Source organism: Erwinia sp. QL-Z3 (genome assembly GCF_004551645.1).
Classification (GTDB): domain Bacteria; phylum Pseudomonadota; class Gammaproteobacteria; order Enterobacterales; family Enterobacteriaceae; genus Erwinia; species Erwinia billingiae.
Genome location: NZ_CP037950.1, coordinates 606991 through 625166 on the forward strand (window position 1 = coordinate 606991; position 18176 = coordinate 625166).

16 protein-coding genes are annotated in these 18176 nt (G+C 57.1%); 7 read left to right on the forward strand and 9 right to left on the reverse strand.

The window, feature by feature from the left end; translation table 11 throughout:
- Positions 1-55 precede the first annotated feature (55 nt).
- Complete coding sequence (locus E2F51_RS03440) at positions 56-1276, reverse strand: oxalate decarboxylase family bicupin (RefSeq protein WP_105760206.1); 1221 nt, start codon at positions 1274-1276, stop codon at positions 56-58.
- Between the two features lie 334 nt (positions 1277-1610).
- Positions 1611-3314: a lysophospholipid acyltransferase family protein gene (locus E2F51_RS03445; RefSeq protein ID WP_134822748.1), complete on the reverse strand. Its 1704-nt coding sequence runs from the start codon at positions 3312-3314 to the stop codon at positions 1611-1613.
- A 219-nt stretch (positions 3315-3533) separates the two neighbouring features.
- Between E2F51_RS03445 and E2F51_RS03450 the strand changes: the two genes are divergently transcribed.
- The 3 genes from E2F51_RS03450 to E2F51_RS03460 all read left to right on the forward strand — a co-directional run bounded on the left by E2F51_RS03450 (position 3534) and on the right by E2F51_RS03460 (position 6665).
- Entirely contained in the window at positions 3534-4628 is a 1095-nt protein-coding gene (locus tag E2F51_RS03450; protein WP_134822749.1) for a fatty acid desaturase, read from the forward strand.
- Positions 4609-5217: a phosphate/phosphite/phosphonate ABC transporter substrate-binding protein gene (locus E2F51_RS03455; protein ID WP_245174167.1), complete on the forward strand. Its 609-nt coding sequence runs from the start codon at positions 4609-4611 to the stop codon at positions 5215-5217. Before E2F51_RS03450 ends, E2F51_RS03455 begins: the two co-directional genes overlap by 20 nt.
- Before the next feature lie 224 nt (positions 5218-5441).
- The gene (locus E2F51_RS03460; RefSeq protein ID WP_134822751.1) at positions 5442-6665 is read left to right on the forward strand and encodes a serine hydrolase; all 1224 of its coding nucleotides are present in this window, start codon (positions 5442-5444) and stop codon (positions 6663-6665) included.
- Here E2F51_RS03460 and E2F51_RS03465 read toward each other — a convergent pair.
- The 5 genes from E2F51_RS03465 to E2F51_RS03485 all read right to left on the reverse strand — a co-directional run bounded on the left by E2F51_RS03465 (position 6635) and on the right by E2F51_RS03485 (position 11301).
- Positions 6635-7345 carry a proteasome-type protease gene (locus tag E2F51_RS03465; protein WP_013203824.1) on the reverse strand — a complete coding sequence of 237 codons (711 nt, stop codon included), beginning with the start codon at positions 7343-7345 and terminating at the stop codon, positions 6635-6637. The two genes, E2F51_RS03460 and E2F51_RS03465, sit on opposite strands and share 31 nt — an antisense overlap.
- Positions 7346-7364: 19 nt before the next feature.
- Complete coding sequence (locus E2F51_RS03470) at positions 7365-8165, reverse strand: transglutaminase family protein (protein ID WP_053144775.1); 801 nt, start codon at positions 8163-8165, stop codon at positions 7365-7367.
- The gene (locus E2F51_RS03475; protein WP_013203826.1) at positions 8162-9091 is read right to left on the reverse strand and encodes an alpha-E domain-containing protein; all 930 of its coding nucleotides are present in this window, start codon (positions 9089-9091) and stop codon (positions 8162-8164) included. The genes E2F51_RS03470 and E2F51_RS03475 overlap by 4 nt, the downstream gene beginning before the upstream one ends.
- On the reverse strand, positions 9085-10521 hold the full coding sequence (locus E2F51_RS03480) for a circularly permuted type 2 ATP-grasp protein (protein ID WP_167738379.1): 1437 nt from the start codon (positions 10519-10521) through the stop codon (positions 9085-9087). The genes E2F51_RS03475 and E2F51_RS03480 overlap by 7 nt, the downstream gene beginning before the upstream one ends.
- 192 nt (positions 10522-10713) lie before the next feature.
- On the reverse strand, positions 10714-11301 hold the full coding sequence (locus E2F51_RS03485) for a cupin domain-containing protein (RefSeq protein WP_041692125.1): 588 nt from the start codon (positions 11299-11301) through the stop codon (positions 10714-10716).
- A gap of 301 nt (positions 11302-11602) precedes the next feature.
- Here E2F51_RS03485 and E2F51_RS03490 point away from each other — a divergent pair, with 301 nt between their 5' ends.
- Complete coding sequence (locus E2F51_RS03490) at positions 11603-12085, forward strand: YlaC family protein (protein ID WP_013203829.1); 483 nt, start codon at positions 11603-11605, stop codon at positions 12083-12085.
- A gap of 76 nt (positions 12086-12161) precedes the next feature.
- Here E2F51_RS03490 and E2F51_RS03495 read toward each other — a convergent pair whose 3' ends face one another.
- Complete coding sequence (locus E2F51_RS03495) at positions 12162-13571, reverse strand: PLP-dependent aminotransferase family protein (RefSeq protein WP_134822752.1); 1410 nt, start codon at positions 13569-13571, stop codon at positions 12162-12164.
- 57 nt (positions 13572-13628) lie between these two features.
- A complete protein-coding gene (locus E2F51_RS03500; RefSeq protein WP_134822753.1) occupies positions 13629-15761 on the reverse strand; it encodes a bifunctional diguanylate cyclase/phosphodiesterase in 2133 nt (710 codons plus the stop codon).
- A gap of 549 nt (positions 15762-16310) precedes the next feature.
- Here E2F51_RS03500 and E2F51_RS03505 point away from each other — a divergent pair.
- From E2F51_RS03505 to E2F51_RS03515, 3 genes are read left to right on the forward strand one after another with little or no spacing between them, the layout of a single operon-like run.
- Positions 16311-16877: a spore coat protein U domain-containing protein gene (locus tag E2F51_RS03505; RefSeq protein ID WP_013203832.1), complete on the forward strand. Its 567-nt coding sequence runs from the start codon at positions 16311-16313 to the stop codon at positions 16875-16877.
- A 37-nt stretch (positions 16878-16914) separates the two neighbouring features.
- Entirely contained in the window at positions 16915-17430 is a 516-nt protein-coding gene (locus E2F51_RS03510; RefSeq protein ID WP_134822754.1) for a spore coat U domain-containing protein, read from the forward strand.
- Positions 17431-17456: 26 nt separating this feature from the next.
- Complete coding sequence (locus E2F51_RS03515; RefSeq protein WP_013203834.1) at positions 17457-18176, forward strand: molecular chaperone; 720 nt, start codon at positions 17457-17459, stop codon at positions 18174-18176.

Here is an 18176-nt window from a genome sequence, read left to right on the forward strand (position 1 = left end):
CGTTGCGGGGGGATTAAACGCGGGCGAAACCGGACGCCGCCCGCTGAGGTGATGACTAGCTCACGATCGGTTTTTTGGTTTTATCCAGCGCCTGCATAAAGCGGTCATCCAGATGCAGATGCTGTTTCACCAGCTCAGGCGGCGTTGAGGCCAGCCACTGATTGAGGGAAATATCGGCGTAGTAGCTGCTTTTAAACAGCTCAAGGAAACGCAGCGGCTTATCACCGGTATTCTCGATGTAATGCCCCATGGCAAAAGGCACGTAGCCGACGTCGCCCGCGCGGAAGTCAAAGGTGCGCGCCTGGCCGGACGAGGCAAACACCCCCATCCGGCCTTCCCCTTCCAGATAGTATTGCCACTCGTCGTTGTTCGGATGCCAGTGCAGTTCACGCATCGCGCCGGGTTGCAGCTCCACCAGCGCAGCGGCGATGGTTTTCGACACTTTAAAGGTGGAGGAGTCGGTGATGCGCACCGTGCCGCCTTTCAATGTAATCGGATCCTGCGCCAGCATCCTGTGACTGAAAGCAATGCTGGAGCGGGTTGCGCCGCCGATCGCATCGGCATTCAGTGCGCCGGGCACCTTGCCGGCAAAGATATATTCATCGGAGGGCGAAGGCAGCTTGCTAAAGGTTTCCGCCGGGACGCCAAAGTTCTTCGCCAGGATCTCCGGCGGAACATGCTTAAACCAGTCGCTCAGCAGGAAGGTACTGTCTTCATCAAAACCGCCGTTGTCGAACGCCAGCAGAAACTCGCAGCCGTCCGGCCCGAGCCCCTGGATCGAGTGCGGCACGCCAGGCGGGAAGTACCACAGATCGCCGACGTTCACGTCATCAACAAACCAGTTGCCGTCGGTATCCAGCGCGGTGATGCGCGCTGAACCATATAGCATATAGGACCACTCCCCCTCTTTATGCCAGTGCAGCTCGCGAATGCCGCCGCTGTTCAGGCGCATATCCACGCCGGCAATGGTGGTGGAAATCCCCAGTTCACGCTGCGTGACCTGGCGGGTCCAGCCGCCGGTGCCCTTGCGGACGTGCGAGTCGCTAAAGGAGAAGCGCAGGTTGGGCAGGGTTCCGCTGTCGGTCGGCGGAGGATTAACGATATCGGGATTTTCACCCATGCGGATCGGATCGTTCGGGCCAGGATCGCTCCCGCCGGTTTTACCGGTGAAGGGTTGCGCCACCGGTTGATCGTGAGCGTGCACCTTTCCAGCCGCTAACGCGACGGTGCCACCAGCAGCAAATGCCATAAAACTGCGACGAGTAATGGGGTTCATGATGAGCTTCCTTGTGTAGGGTCTTATTAGCCGATGACCTTTTTAGTCCCAGCGAAAGATAAGACTAACCACAGTAATGCCCTGCGCCACTCACCCACGGCGGAATACCCTTACCAAATGTAAGCCACCGTTATGCAGAATTTTTTATCGTTAGTTCAACCGCACTTAAACCAAATTAGCCCTTCTATCGCCAGGCAATATTCCCTGCTTTGGAATGACGTTTTCGCAGAAGCATGCGTTTGATTCGCGCGCTATCCATGCAAAATACTTATCAATAAGTTAATGGAATGTGAAATAAATGTTTACAGTGAACCGCGCCGTTCGGCCTCGCGATTCAGGAGTGATGCACGGCGATATAGCGATCGAAGCGCGTGGATTTCAGTTGCATCAAGTCCACCACCACCAGGCCATCAATGCAGTTATTGAAGTCCGGGTCGCTGCCAAAATCGATAAACTGCACGCCGCCCGGTTCGCACAGCTCGGAGTACTGCTTATACAACGGCGGAATGCTGGTGCCGAGGTTGTTCAGCATCCGCTTCAGGGTTTTCAGATCCTGCTGATAATCCTCGCCGCTGAACTGCGCCAGCACGTCGGGCAGCGAAGCCGGATAGGGTCGGCGTGACGTGGCCAGCGGCAGCGCGGGGGCAAAATAGAGGCGATAGAAGGCCACCAAAAGATCGCGCGCGGGCAGCGGCAGCCCGCCAGAGATGGACACCGGGCCAAACAGGTAGCGGTACTGCGGGTATTTCGCCAGGTAAGCGCCGATGCCCAGCCAGAGATAATCCAGCCCGCGTTTGCCCCAGTACGCGGGTTGAATAAAGCTGCGGCCCAGCTCGATGCCCTGCATCAGCACGTCGTTCATCCGGTGATCGTAATGGAACAGGCTGTGGCTGTAGATCCCTTCCAGCCCTTTCTGCGTCAGCTGTTCGGCGGTGGGCAGAAAACGGTAGGCGCCAACAATATCCAGCGCCTCGTCATCCCACAAAATCAGATGGTAATAGTCGTCGTCGTAGTCATCGAGATCGCGTCGTTTGCCGCTGCCTTCACCCACCGCACGGAAAGCGATTTCCCGCAGCCTGCCCAGCTCACGCAGGATTGGCACATAGTCTTCGCCGTTACGCCGCCACAGGTAAATCATTTTGCCATCCGCCGTCTGGCCCAGCACTTCACAGCCTGACAGCGCGCGCTTCAGCACCGCACGGTCTTCCGCGCGGGCAATGGCCGGTTCGGTCTGGAACAGGCCGGATTTCCCCTGCGCGGTGCGGTACAGATGACGACGGAAGCGCTTTGCCAGCTCTTTGGCCGGCGTGTGGCCGTCATGCCAGTGGGCATAAGGAATGCGCGCGCCGATGGTCAGCTTGAGCCGTGCGCCACGGTTTTTGAACATCTCGCGCACCAGTAACAGCATCGACAGCGGCGGGTAGATCATCGAGGTGAGATAGAACAGCGAGGTATTGCGCCCGCTGACGGGGATCGGCACGACTGGCGCGCGGAAACGGGCGGCCAGCCGCACAAAGCCGTGGTTCCATTTGCCGTCCTTCACTCCTTTGCTGCCAAACCGCGAGACTTCGCCCGCCGGAAAGAAGATCAGCACGCCCTGATTTTCCAGCTGCTCCTGCATCTGCGCCAGCTGCTGGCGGTTGGTGCGGTTGCCCATATTGTCGACCGGCAGCATCAGGCTGCTCAGCGACTCCAGGCAGTTCAGCAGCCGGTTGGTGACAATTTTTACATCGCGGCGCACCTGCGAAACCGCGTGTAACAGGGCCAGGCCATCCAGCGTGCCCAGCGGATGGTTGGCGACAATCACTACCGGCCCCTGACTCGGGATCTGCTCCAGATCGCGCTCGCTCAGTTCGCAGCGGATATCGAAGTAATCGAGCACCTGTTCCGCCATATCCAGCCCTTTGAGGTGGCGGTATTTCTGATTGAACTGCTGAAACTCTTTTTCGCGCAGCAGGATCCTGAGCAGGGATTTTTGCCAGCCGGGGGTATTTCGCTGTGGGCAGAGGTCGTCTAATACGGATTCAATAGTAAACACAGGCATCTCTCCAGGCGGTTTACCGCGACAGTAAAGAGCCTGAATGACGCTTTCATGGCGAATAAATGACGACAAAAAGAAGCCTGCAGCGGCGGTCGGTATTCATCGCTGGCCGCACGCCGCCAGCATTGCCATTAAGCGCATAACTTCATACGTATTCACTATTTCCGCGCGATTTTCAGCCACGGCATACTGAACGCTCTGTTTCAGGAGAGAGTTATGGCTGATTACCTGCATGCGTCACAGCGCCGCGCCATTAAACGGCGTGAAGCCCACTGGTTGTGGCAAAGCGAACTGCCCACCTGGGCGGTGATCGTCACCGTGTATGCCGGCTGGTTTGGCGTGGTGGCGAACTGGCAGGCGTTAACGCCGTGGATCGGCACGCCGCTGCTGGTGCTGCTGACCACCTGGTATATGTCGCTGCAACATGAATGTATTCACGGCCATCCCACCCGGTGGGCGCGGGTGAATCAGCTGCTGGCGCAACTGCCGCTGGCCGTCTGGTATCCCTACCGGCTGTATCGCGATTCGCACCTGAAACATCACCGCAATGAGTTCCTGACGCTGCCGGAAGAAGATCCAGAAACCTACTATTACAGTGCGGCGCACTGGCAACGCTATCCGCGCCTGTTTCCGCTGCTGGCGGCGGTGCGCAACACCTTAAGCGGCCGGGTGGTGCTTGGCCCGCTGCTGGATATCGTTGGCACCGCGCAGGATGCCGTGCGCAAAATACTCGCCGGTGACTGGCGCGAAATGCTGATGTGGCTAAATCACGGGCTGCTGCTGGCCGGCGTGTTTTACTGGCTGGAACGGCACGGTATTGCAACCGGCTACTACCTGTTCGCCGTGAGCTATTTCAGCCTGAGTCTGACCAAAATCCGCTCCTTTTACGAGCACCGGGCGGAAGAGAATCCGCAGGCACGTTCGGTGCTCAACGAGGCGGGGCCGTTCTGGCGACTGCTGTTTTTGAATCTGAACTATCATTTGGTACATCACGATCTGCCGGGCCTGCCGTGGTATGGCCTGCGCGAGGTTTATCTGGCCGATAAAGCGGCGTACCGGCAGCGCAGCGAAGGTTTTGTGGTCGACGGTTACCGCGCGTGGCTGCCCGCGTTAATTACCCCGATCGCGGTGACTGTCCACCCGTTTGCCGATGGAGCAAAAAGCACAGATGATTGCCTCACTGCCGATGTACCCCTTCACGCCCCAGCATGTGGAAGCCTTCTGGCAGACGCTGAGGAACACTCTGCCGTCGCTCACGACGCCCACCGCCCTGAGCTGGCCGGTTCCCTTGTTGCCTCACTGGCAACGTGACGATCTGCTGCTTAGCCAGACCTGCGGCTATCCGCTGGTCACCCTGCTGCCGGGCGTTCAGGTGGTCGGGGCGTTTTGCTACTCGGCGGCCGGTTGCGATGGCCCGAATTACACCAGCTGGCTGGTGGTGCGGGAAGAGGAATCGGGTCAGGCGCTGGCTGATTTTGCCGGCCGCAGGCTGGCCTTTAACAGCGAAGATTCCCAGTCGGGCTACCACAGCGTGATGAAAATGACCGGCGGCCCGGCGATCTTTTCTGCCACCGTTGCCTCCGGCGGCCATCGACGTTCCGTGGCGTTAGTTCGCCGTGGGCAAGCCGATATTGCCGCCATCGACTGTATCAGCTGGGCTCTGCTTCAGCGGGATTTCCCTGAAGAGTTGCGTGGGTTAAAGATTATTGACCAAACGGCGAGCGTACCAGGCTTACCTGTGATCACTTCCGCCCGCACATCCGCTGAAACCCTCGCCGCGCTGCGCGAGGGACTGACTCAGGTGGTGACCGATGTCGCCAACCGCCCGATGCTGGACGCCTTGTTAATTAAGGATTTTACGCCCCTTCCCCGATCCGCCTGGCAGGTTCTCCTCGCGTAATTATTCAGAACTGGCTGATAACCGGGCTTAGCGCTTGCCGTTCACAATGTCACCAGGTTACACTATAACAAATCATAACTTATTATTTTTATTGATTATTTTACTTACCAGCAAACGTAAATCTTTGGCACTAATGGAAATCTGGCGACGATCGTCCCGCCGATGCCTTACTGATAAAGTTAAAAATTTCGCGGCAGTCAAAATCATCAGTACGGCCTATCGCAATGAATAACCTGACCTCCCTGTTGCTGTCCGCATGCCTGCTATTGAGCGGCTGCGCCTCGCTGTCCAGCAACAGCATCGATACCTCCCCGGAAGCCAGCCTGCTGGCAAGCTGCCATGTGCCGGTAAAACAACAGATCGATGCGCTGGCCAAACCATTGATCGACGCGCACCGCACGCCCGGCGTGGTGGTTGCGCTGTTGCATGACGGCAAACGCCAGGTGTTCAGCTACGGCTTTACCGATACCGACCGGCAGATCCCGCTGACCGGCGATACGCTGTTTGCGGTGGGCTCCGTGACCAAAGGCTTCACCGCAGAGAGTGCGGCGCTGCTGGTGCAACAGGGCAAACTGCGCTGGGACAGCACGCTGCGGGAGATGCTAGGCAATGAGGTGGCGCTCAGCCCGGATGCCAGCAGGATCACCCTGATGGAACTGGCGACCCACACTTCCGGCCTGCCGCGCCAGATGACCACGCTGCATATGCTCGGCAAGCTGACCGACTATCTGTTTACCGGCAATCCTTTCTATGACGACCTGGATCAGGGCGAGTTTGTTAGTTACCTGCGCGATTTTTCCGCGCCGGCCCACCGTTCGGTGATCTACTCCAACCTCGGCTATTCGATTCTGGATTACGTGATCACCCGACACAGCGGCCAGTCGCCGCAGCAGATCGCCAGCCAGCAGATTATCGCGCCACTGGGCCTGCGCCATACCGGCTATCAGCCTGAGCAATTGCCGGGCTATATGCTTCGCGCCCGCGGACATGCGGGCGATCAGCCTAAATTTGTTCGTCGGGGGCAAGTGGTGCCGGAGTGGCATTTTGCCGGCAATATGGTGGGAGCCGCCTCGCTGTGGTCCAGCGCCAACGACCTGTTGACCTATCTGAATGCGCATATGAACGGCAGCGGCAATCCGGCGCTGGACGCGGCATTTGATGATGCCACCACCATTCGCTTTAAAGAGCCGAAGTATGACTCTTCCGCGTTAGCCTGGCTGAGCAATAATATCGACGGTCAAAGCATTCTGTATCAGTCCGGCTTTATCGGCGGCTATGCCAGCTATATCGGTATGGACATCAAACACCGCACCGCCATCGTGGTGCTACAGAACAGCTTTAACTGGGATAATGATATCGGCCACCGCATGCTGCTGCGGTTGGCCGATGGTGACGATCGTCCTGGCGCCTGCCCGTCCTATTCATCCAGCTCTAAAGGCGGTAACTGAGCGAAGACGCTGAGCAGACCGGCGCTCCACAGCTGGCGGATTTGTGAGTAGTAGGGATGCTTTTCGGTCAGGTGATACTGTTGCGCGATGCTGTAACTGTCGGTGGGATAAATCATCACGTCCAGCGGCAGTCCGACCGAGATGTTACTGGCCAGCGTGGAGTCCATCGAGATCAGCGCGCACTGCATCGCCTGGTCCAGCGGCGTATCAAAGCGCAGCACGCGGTCGATAATCGGTTTGCCGTACTTGCTTTCGCCAATCTGGAAATACGGCGTGTCGGTGCTCGACTCGATGAAATTGCCCTGCGGGTAGATCTGGAACAGCCGCGGCTCTTCACCTTTGATCTGGCCGCCCAACATCAGCGTGCCGCCAAACTCTTCCCCGTCCCGTTTGATCACTTCACGCAGCGTATCGCCCACCAGCAGCGCCACATCGTACATGTTGCTGCAGCTCATCAGGTTGGGCTTCTTCGCGTCTTCGCACCCGCGCCTTAACAGGCTGAGGGCACTTTGCGTGGTGGCCAGGTTGCCGGCACTTTGCAGGACCAGCGTGCGCTCATCGTCCTGTTGGAAAACATGAAGCTTACGGAAGGACGAAATATGATCGACGCCCGCATTGGTTCGGGAGTCCGAAACAAAAATCATCCCTGACGATAAACGCATTGCCACACAGTAAGTCATAGTTTGCCCGAGTCATTAATTACTGCTGCGAATTCACCAGTTGCACCGCAGCCACCGCTAACATGTCTTCGCTTCCGCCGCCCAGCCTCATGCCCCGCACCGGGCAGGCATCCATATAATCTACGCCCACTGCCAGCTTGAGATGCTGACGCGTGCTGCGGGTATTATTGGTGATATCAAAGCTGTGCCAGCTGCCGTCCACCCAGGCCTCAACCCAGGCGTGCGTAGCCACATGTTCAACGGTGTCAGTATAAAGGTATCCGCTTACATAGCGAGCGGGGATATGCAGGCTGCGACAGCAGGCCAGGAACACGTGGCTGTGATCCTGGCAAACCCCGGTGCCCGCGGCAAATACTTTCGCGGCGTTATCAGTAACCATTGTGCTACCCGGCTGATAAGGCATTTTCAGTAATAACTCGTCCATCAACCGGTCCAGGCTGGCCATTGGCGCTTCCGGGCGGAAATAGCGCAGGGCAAAGTCGCGGATTGCCGCATCAGGCTGAGTTAACGGCGTCACGCGCAGGAACACTAACGGCGACAGACAGCTGTCCGGATCCGGCGCCATGTCGCCATCATCGAGGATTTCCACCATGCCGCGCGCTTCAATCTCAATCGACTGGTGCGGCGTATCCAGCGTCAGCACGTGCAGCACGTTGCCGTAGGTATCGGTGGTACAGATCGCCTGCTCGGGCAGGATCAATTCCCAGGAAATAATGTTCTGATGGACCGAATTCTGCGGCGTCAGGCGCAGATACTGGGTGCTTTGCTTCACCAGACTCTGATAACTGAAAAGGGTCTTATGGGCGATATCCAGTTTCATTTAGCCTCCAGGTAAGTCTGTTGAATGCTCACGGCAATGTTGCCAAGGTCGCCAAGGAAATCCTGCAGCCAGCTGTGGATCCCCTCTTTTATCAGCGAGTCATACGAGGTGAAGCGCAGCTCTGCATCCAGCACCGTCACCAGCAGACGCGGGCGATTTTCACCACTGCCACCGATCAAGTTTAGCTGGTTGGAAATTTCATCAATGCAGGATCGTAAGGATCGCGGGCTCTCTTCCCGCAGGATCAGCATCTCATTAACGCTGGCACTGGCCAGCTCCTGTTTGTAGATGGTGTGGTAAGCCTCGCGCGCCGATACCGAGCGCAGCAGGGTGTCCAGCCGGTAATATTCGCGCACCGAGTCGTCGTCCTGCTCGGTCAGATAGTGGGTCACGTCCAGCAATCTGGCGGTGCAGTCCGCCCGCTCCAGCAGCGTGCCGAGGCGGATAAAGCTCATCGCATCGCCGCGCATCAGCGTGCCAAACATCGCGCCACGAAACAGGTGCGAACGCTCTTTTACCCAGTCGAAAAAGGCATCCGCGCCGATGCTGCTGACGCCTTTGCGCCGTAGCTTACGCATCTCAATCCAGCTGGAGTTGATGCTTTCCCACACTTCAGAAGAGAGGCTGCCGCGCACAGCGTGCGCGTTATTCCACGCCGATTCCCAGCAGCAAAAAATACTGCCCGGATTGCGTTCATCGAGCACAAAGAAATTGAACAGCTGCGGCATCGCCAGCTTGTCATTAAGCGTCCAGAACAACTCGCTGGTGCTGGTCAGGTTCAGCGGCACGTGCAGCTCATCGTCGTGACTGCTGCGCACCGGCATCAGCGACAGACGGTTGGTCACGTCCAGCACGCGGGCAATGTTTTCGGCACGCTCTAAATAGCGCGCCATCCAGTACAATCCACTGGCTGTGCGACTCAGCATTGGTCATCCTCCAGCACCCAGGTATCCTTAGTCCCACCGCCCTGCGATGAGTTCACCACCAGCGAACCCTCGGTCAGCGCCACCCGCGTTAACCCGCCCGGCACCAGCCGGATTTCAGCCCCGCTGAGGGCAAACGGCCGCAGGTCGATATGCCGGGGTGCCAGGCCCTGCTCGACAAACGTCGGGCAGGTCGAGAGCGCCAGGGTGTTCTGTGCAATGTAGTTTTGTGGCCGGGCAATCAGCAGCGAACGGAACTCTTCCAGCTGTTTCTGAGTGGCCACCGGGCCAATCAACATGCCGTAGCCGCCCGCGCCATGCACCTCTTTCACCACCAGTTTTGGCAGGTTAGCCAGCACCCACGAGAGCTCGTCCGGGCGACGGCACTGCCAGGTCGGCACGTTATTGAGGATCGGATCTTCGGAGAGATAAAACTTAATCATATCCGGCACATACGGATAGATGGACTTGTCGTCCGCTACGCCGGTGCCGATGGCATTCGCCAGCACCACATTACCGGCGCGATAGACCGACAGTAGCCCCGGCACGCCGAGCATCGAGTCGGCGCGGAAGGCCAGCGGATCGAGGTAGGCATCAGCCACACGGCGATAAATCACGTCGATTTTGCACGGGCCCGCCGTGGTGCGCATCATCACTGCCCCGTCCTTCACAAACAGGTCGGCACTTTCGACCAGCTCCACGCCCATCTGTTGGGCAAGGAAACTGTGCTCAAAGTAGGCACTGTTGAAACGACCGGGCGTCAGCACTACCACCACCGGATCGTTCACCGGGGAGCTTTCGCGCAGGGTTTGCAGCAGATGCGACGGATAGCGTTCGACCGGCGCAATCCGCTGTTGGGCGAACAGTTCCGGGTAGAGCCGCATCATCATTTTGCGGTTTTCCAGCATGTAGGAGACGCCGGACGGCGTGCGAAGATTGTCTTCCAGCACGTAGTATTCACCGTCGCTGTTACGCACCATATCGACGCCGCAGATATGGGCGTAGATATCGCGATGCAGATTCAATCCCTGCATGCAGGGTTGATACTGGTCGTTAACCAACACCTGCTCCGCCGGGATGATGCCGGCTTTCAGGATGTGCTGCTCATGGTAGATATCATGGAGGAAGGCATTCAGCGCCTGAACGCGCTGGCGGATGCCTTTGTCCAGCATCGCCCATTCACTGGCCGGAATAATGCGCGGCACGCTGTCGAACGGGATCAAGCGCTCAGCGCCGCCATCCTGACCATAAACATTGAAGGTAATGCCGACGCGGTGAAACAAAAGTTCGGCCTCTTCCCGCTTGCGGGCGATCGCCTCGTGGTCGGCTTTTTGCAGCCAGTGCCAGTAGTCGCGATAGTGCTGGCGGTGCTGACCGCTGCCCAGCAGCATTTCATCATAAAAGGTTGATGCTAATTCATAGCCTTGATTCATGATTTCCCTTCCACTGTCGGTGAACCCGTTACTTATCTGCACAAAGCGTGCCAGTACCCAGGGTGACAGAGCGGAGCCTGATGCCGTGCGAGGGCACCATCAACGCCTGGCCTGGCCGGTGCGCCGGGAAGTATCCCTGGAAAGGAGGTCATAAAGGAAACGCACCATAACGGTGCGTTTAATCAGCGGCGATCAGTTTTGTTCCAGCGGGTGCCAGATTTCGGTGACGGCCCCTTCACCGCCGGTGATCGGGTCATGCTGCGGCATCGGAACCCGCTTAATTTCTACTATAGACTGGTTCAGAAGATTCAGCTCATCGCGGCGGGTATCTGGCTGCATCCCGCGCGGGTAAGCGCCGACCGCAAAAAAGTCATCGCTGGCGGCCAGCTGTTGATGGCCAACGCCCGCCGGGATCAGCACCGCGTCGCCGGCATAGACGGTGACCGCCCGACCGGTTTCACCGCCAAACAGAATTTGCGCCCAACCGGCAGCAATCCCCAACAGTTCATGGGTGTTGGGATGGTAATGGGTGTAAGGGAAAACCGGATAGCGCCAGCGCGGCAGCCACTGGTGGCGGGCAAACAGATCTTCGAAAAAGCGGGCAATGTCTTCTTCATCATCCGGTGCGACCTGCGGATAGATGATCAATGGCAGCGGATTGTTCGGTACGCCGCTGGCGGGCTGGAACGTCATATATTGCGGATTGGATGACGCGCCGGCAGAGAAAGTACCGGCAGCGAAGGACATCATGGTGAGTAGGCTCCCAGATTGCGGCAACATACGGCGTCTCCTGTTTCTGGACTTGATTAGTTGTTAATTAATTGTGGCAAATAATCCACAAGATGAAATGTTTGCGCGACGGCGCAGATCACATAACTTATTAATTTATGGGAACTTAACTCAAATCAGCGCAGCGGCAAATCCCCCGAATGAAAGAAACGGAAATCGGGCTCAAAAAGGCGCGATGCAATGGCGTTTACCACGGTAGGCAAACTGTTATAGCCATATTAATGAAAACTGTGTCTGCCCTGACTTTACGCAGTGTGTTTTACTGTGAACAGTCACGAATGAGGTGAGAAAAATGCACGACGTAAAACAGATACTGCAACGCGAGATCGACACGCTGAATCAACAGGAACAGCGTGATAACCGGCCGCGCCTGAGCATGACCTTCCTGAAAAACCATCCCGGCTTATGGATATCAATGTATGTCTGTTACGCATTGACCGTAGCGCTGTGTTTCACCACCGAATTCCTCGGCTGGCCGGCGTTCTGGGGCGCAACGTTTTTTGTGCTGTTGATGAGCGGCTTGATGATGCTGGATGTGAATCCGCGCTACCGTTTTGAAGATATCGATACGCTGGATCTGCGCGTTTGCTATAACGGCGAGTGGTACTACATTCGTACCCTGTCCGACCAGGCGATTCAGGAGATTCTGTCCAGTAGCCAGGTCTCTGACAAGGTGAAACAGGGCATTGAAAAGCTGCTGTCGCTGAAAGGCGAAGTCGATTTCTACGACGTATATCATCTGACCTGGGGCCAGCAGCGCGCCTCAACTATCTGATGGCAATGGGGCCAGGCAAACTGGCCCAATAATCACATCCATCAGCTCCTGCCCTTGCGTCCGTCCGCTTCAGTCTTTACAGCATTTCCGCAATCAATCCCCCGAGAATCGCTACCGCCGCCTCCTGCGCATCGCCCCACGCCCATGACGCGTTAAAGCGGAAATAATTCGCGTATTGTTCGCCTGACGAGAACATTTTTCCGGGTGCAATACTGATGTTGTTGTTCAGCGCGCGGTAATAAAGTTCGGTGGTGTTCACCTGGCGCGGCAACTCCACCCACAAGAAATAGCCGCCCTGGGAATCGTTGATCCGTGCTTCCACCGGCAGATGACGCTTCAGCGACTGTCGCGCCTGATTCTTGCGCTGCTCCAGCAACATCCGCAGTTTGCGCAGATGGCTGTCATAGCTGCGGGTCAAAAGATAGTTGGCCAGCGCCAGCTGCATCGGCGTGCTGGTCGACAGCGTGCTCATCAGCTGTAAGCGCTGGATGCGCTGCGCGTGCTGACCGGCGACCACCCAGCCGACGCGAAAACCGGCCACCAGATTCTTGGAGAAGGACGAGCAGTGCAGCACGCTTTGCTCCAGCTCAAAGGCTTTAGCGGGCAGCGGCTTTTCATGGCCAAAATAGAGTTCGTTGTAAACGTCATCCTCAATCAGCGTCACCTTATGGGCAGAGAGGATCTCCACCAGCCGCTGCTTTTTCGCTTTGGTCAGCGTATGGCCCACCGGGTTCTGCTGGTTGGTCATCATCCAGCAGGCCTTGATCGGCCAGCGCTGCAGCGCCCTTTCCAGCTCGTCTAAATCCATCCCATGCTGCGGATCGGTGGCGATCGCCACAGCCTTCAGCTTCAGCCGTTCAATCACCTGTAGCGCACCGTAAAAACACGGGTTTTCGATCGCTACCCAGTCGCCGGGTTCGGTGACCGCCTGCATACTCAGGTTCAGCGCTTCCATCGCACCGTTGGTAATAACGATTTCATCCGGGGAGACCTGAATGCCCTGCAAGGCGTAACGCTGCGCCAGGGTTTTGCGTAAGGCTTCATTGCCCGGCGGCAGGTTATTCAGCGCGTCGGCGGGCTTCATGGTGTGGGAAACCGACGCCAGCGAGCGCATCAGCTGCCGCTGCGGGAACAGTTCAGGATCGGGGAAGGCAGAGCCAAACGGCAGAATGCGCGGGTCGCGGCAGGCTTGCAGCACGTCGAAAATAAAGGCATTGATATCGACAGACTCCGCCAGCTGCACCTTCTGGTGGCTGGCGGGCTGGCTGAGGAAGTCCGCGCGCGGGGCAACGTAGTAGCCGGACTGCGGACGGGACTGGATCCCCCCCTGGCTCTCCAGCACCTGATAGGCGTGCATCACCGTCATCAGACTCATGCCGCTTAACGCGACCTGCTCTCGCAGCGAGGGCAGTTTTTCTCCCGGCAGCCAGACTTCCGACGAAATCTGCTGCTGGAGTTGGTCGATGAGCTGCTGGTATTTAGCCAAAACTGTTACATGCCCGAACTAGGAATTTGGCAACTATTATAGGTTGCCGTGGGCAGATTAAACAGTGTCGATGAGTGGCGTGATGCCAATCAGCTCTTTTTTCAGGGTCGGCAACACGTCCACTTCAGTGTCACCGACGAAGTGCTTTAGCCCGGCAACCTGATCCGGTGGGATCGGTCGGCCCAGCAGATAGCCCTGCAGAGAGTTACAGCCGAGGCTGGTAAGAAACGCCTGCTGTTCTTCGGTCTCCACCCCTTCGGCCACCACTTTCAGGTTCAGGGTCTGCGCCAGCGCCACAATGGCGGTGACGATGGTGGCATCCTCGCTCTGCGCCTGTAACTCATTGACGAAGGCCCGGTCAATTTTCAGCTCGCTGGCCGGTAAACGCTTCAGGTACAGCAGGCTGGAGTAGCCGGTACCAAAGTCGTCAATCGAGGCTTTGACGCCCAGATCGGTCAGCTGCGTCAGGATGCGGATGCTTTCATCCGGATCGCGCATCGCGGTGGTTTCCGTCACTTCCAGCGTCAGCAGCTCGGCCGGAATATGATGAACCTTCAGCGCGGTGAGCACGGTTTCCACCAGCCCGGGCTGTTCAAACTGCAACGCGGACAGGTTGACGGCCACCGACCAGTGCGGATTGCCCTGCAAATGCCAGATACGCAGCTGGCGACAGGCTTCGTTGATCACCCAGTTGCCGATACTGACAATCAGCCCGGTTTTTTCCGCCAGCGGCAGGAATACGTCCGGGGACATCAGGCCGCGCTCCGGGTGCTGCCAGCGGATTAACGCTTCAAATCCGAGGATCGGTCCCTGCGGAGCACAGAACTTCGGCTGATAGAACAGACGGAGTTCTTCACGCTCCTGCGCCAGCCACAAATCGTTAATCAGCTGCAGTTGGCTCTGCGCAATCATGTTCATCGACGGCTGGAAGAAGGTGTAGCCGTTACGGCCGTTATTTTTGGTGTGATACATGGCAGCATCGGCATTGAACATCAGCTCGCGCTCGTCACTTCCATCGCCAGGGAACACGGCAATGCCGATGCTCAGCGACACCATCAGTTCATAACGGGAAATTTCAAACGGCTGGTCGATGGCTTTGACCAGCATATCGGCCGTGGTGGCCGCATCATTGGGATCGTTGATCTCCACCAGCAGCACAAACTCATCGCCGCCCAGACGGGCCAGCGTGTGGTGGCCCTTCAGCAGATGGTTCATTCGGTCGGTGACGGCAACCAGCAGGTTGTCACCGATATGGTGGCCGAAGGCATCATTAACCGCCTTAAAGCCATCAAGATCCATAAACATCAGCGCAAAAGAGGTGTTTTCCCGCACCGCTTTATTCATCGCCTGGTCCAGACGATCTTCCAGCAGAATACGGTTAGGTAAGCGGGTCAGGTTATCGTGTAGCGCCAGCTGAGCCAGCTCGCGGTTGGCATCGGCCAGCGAAGACGCCAGCACCGAGGTTCGCGCCTGCAGGCGGGCATCCAGCGTCGACACCACCAGGGTGATCCCCAGAATGGAGAGCGTCACCACCACCACCAGCACCGCCAGCCAGTTGCTGTTAACGCCCATTTCAGTGGCGTGGCTGTGCATCGGGAAGCTGGCGGCCGCCATGCCGGTGTAGTGCATCCCGGCGATCGCAAAGCCCATTACCGTTGCCGCACCCGCGCGCATCAGCGCCAGTCGACCGGCGCCCTGACGCAGCTTAAACGCCAGCCACAGCGCCGCAGTGGACGCGGCCAGCGCAATCACCACCGACAGCATGATCCAGTTCCAGTTCCAGATGATGCCCGGCTCGAACATCAAGGCCGCCATGCCGGTGTAGTGCATCGCCACCACGCCGCTGGCTAACACCAGCGCGCCTACCATCAGGCGATGCAGCGGCAGTTCGCCGTAGCAAACAATCCCCAGCGCGAAGATAGAGGCCGCCACCGCAATCAGCATCGACACCACGGTCAGCGTGGGATCGTAACTCATCACCATTGCCATGTTCATCGCCAGCATGCCGATAAAGTGCATCGACCAGATGCCGACGCCCATCGCAAAGCCGCCGCCAAACAGCCAGACCTGCGCTGTTCTGCCTGTAGTGGTCGCCACTCTGCCCGCCATATCCAGTGCGGTATAGGAAGCCAGAAAAGCCACGAAGATGGAAACGATGACCAGAAGCTGGTCGTAGGAGCTCATAAGCATAGGGAAATCTCTGATGCTGATGCCGTTTTACGGGCGCCGGGTAGTTAAACAAAATTGCTGAAAAAAACTGCCTTTGAGATCAGTGTATCGGCTAAAGATCAGGCAACTTTATGCCTGTGACAATAAAGAACGGAAGCTGAATAAAATAAGCACAGCGCAATGATAGATATCCCTATAATTTATCTCGTTTATTAATTGCCAATAGCGATCCTACGAACATAGCAGAGGCACTTTTTTTTGCGAAGTTATAAATAGGAAAAGTCCCGTTTATTTTCACAACCCAGATCGGGTAAGGGTTTGGCGCAGAAATGATTTCTACCGGTAAATTGATAAGCTTTATTTTAAGGTTTCGCTTCGCTACAAGGTCCAGGCTGATCTATAGTAAAGAAAAACAAGACAAAGCTGTTAATTCAAACGCCTGAAGCACAGCCCTCAGGTGTTTATTGTGACAGCGATCAAGTAATTTTATTGCAGAATTTAGCGTCACTTATATTAATTTCACATCAGGCGAAAAAGCACGTTCATCTGTCTAATCAGTAAGGAATGGTTATGAAAATGAAGCTTTTTCTGCTGGGCTGTGGCCTTAGCCTTGGCGTGGCCTCTTCTGGCTTTGCCGCCACCACAACGGGAACCATTAACGCAAGGCTGGTCCTGACCACCGGCTGCCTGGTTAACGGTCAGTCCGCCACCACCGGCGTTAACTTCGGTACCTTAGACTTTGGTAGCAGCGCTGCCACCTTCGATACCCTGAACGCCACCTTAGTCGGCTCGCTGGGTAACGGCATCTTTGTCCGTTGCACCACCGGTCAAACCTACAACGTTCAGCTCACCAGCAGTAATGCGGCCCCCGCTACCGTGTTCGGTGCGGTGACGGCACAGCCACGCTATCTGGTACTCGGCAGTGACGCCACACAGGGAATTGCTTACACCCTGTATGGCACCACCTCTTACACCACGCCAATTGCTAACAGCACAAACCTGACTAATACCGGCACCACCGATCCGGTCAACGGCGACAACTACCCGATTTACGGTCGTATCACCGGCGGTGGATTCAATGCGGCCATTCCGGCAGGCACCTACACCGATACCATCAACGTAGCCGTCAATTACTGAGTCTGAAGACAGGGAAAACAACGTGCTGGAGTGGGTGATGCGACAAGGCGGGAGGCTTTATCCGCTGTGCCTGATGCTGCTGTTTATCAGTTATCAGAGCTGGTCGCTACCCACTCAGACTTTTCAGGTGACCGCTTCGGTGGTCAACGGCTGCGTGGTGTCGGGGACCAATCCGGGCGTGTTTGGCACGCTCGATTTTGGCACCCAACCGGGTGTCGGCAGCAGCAGCGTCAGCGCCGCGTTTGTGCAAAGCACCACCATCACGCTGGCCTGCACGCCCGGCACCACGCTGAATATGAGCATTGATGGCGGCAGCAACTACGGCTCCAGCCGTAATCTGAAGGTGGCAAATAACACCAATCTGGTGGCCTATTCGCTGTATACCAATGCCAGCCACAGTGCGGCAAGTGCTATCCCGGTGAATCAGAACGTGGCGCTGACCTACAGCAATGCAAATAACATTACCCTGCCGATTTATGGCCTGCTGCAGCTGAGCGGCGTCAACCGGGCAGGGACTTACAGCGACACGCTGACCGTGACGCTGAGTTGGTAAAACAGGGATTTCAGAAGGATTGATTAATGAAGACGCTACGACTTTTTGGCCTGCTGATCAGCCTGATGGGCAGTGCTCTGGTGGCGCCAGCCTGGGCTGGTAACTCGGTGTTGATCTGGCCTATCGATCCTAAAATCCCCAGCGGTGATAAAGCCACCGAGCTGTGGCTGGAGAACCGGGGAGAAGCCACCACCTTAATGCAGGTCAGGGTGTTTACCTGGCAGCAGATTAACGGGCAGGAACAGTATCAGACGCAGCAAACCGTGGTCGCGAGCCCGCCGCTGGTGAGGATTGAACCGGGGAAAAAACAGCTGGTGCGGTTGATCAATCAGACGCCGCCACCGGCAGGCAAGGAGGTCGCGTACCGGGTATTGCTGGATGAGATCCCCACCCCGCAAACGCCGGGTAAAGACCAGGCCGGGCTGAACTTCCAGATGCGTTACTCGGTGCCGCTGTTCACCTACGGTAAAGGCCTTTCCTCCGACTCGGCTAAGCCCGATCTCAGCTGGCAGACGGTCAGCCAGGATGGCCATTCCGCCATCAGGATCACCAATAACGGCTCTGGCCACGCCAGACTGAGCAAAGTCTCGCTCGGCAGCCGCATTCTGTCCAACAGCCTGTTTGGCTATGTGCTGGCAGGATCCAGCAATACCTTCCCGTTGAATTTCCCGGCTTCCAACAGTTCGGAACTGAGCGCGCAGCTGGAAAATAACAAAAGCTGGCGTAGTACCGGTTCCTCACAGTAA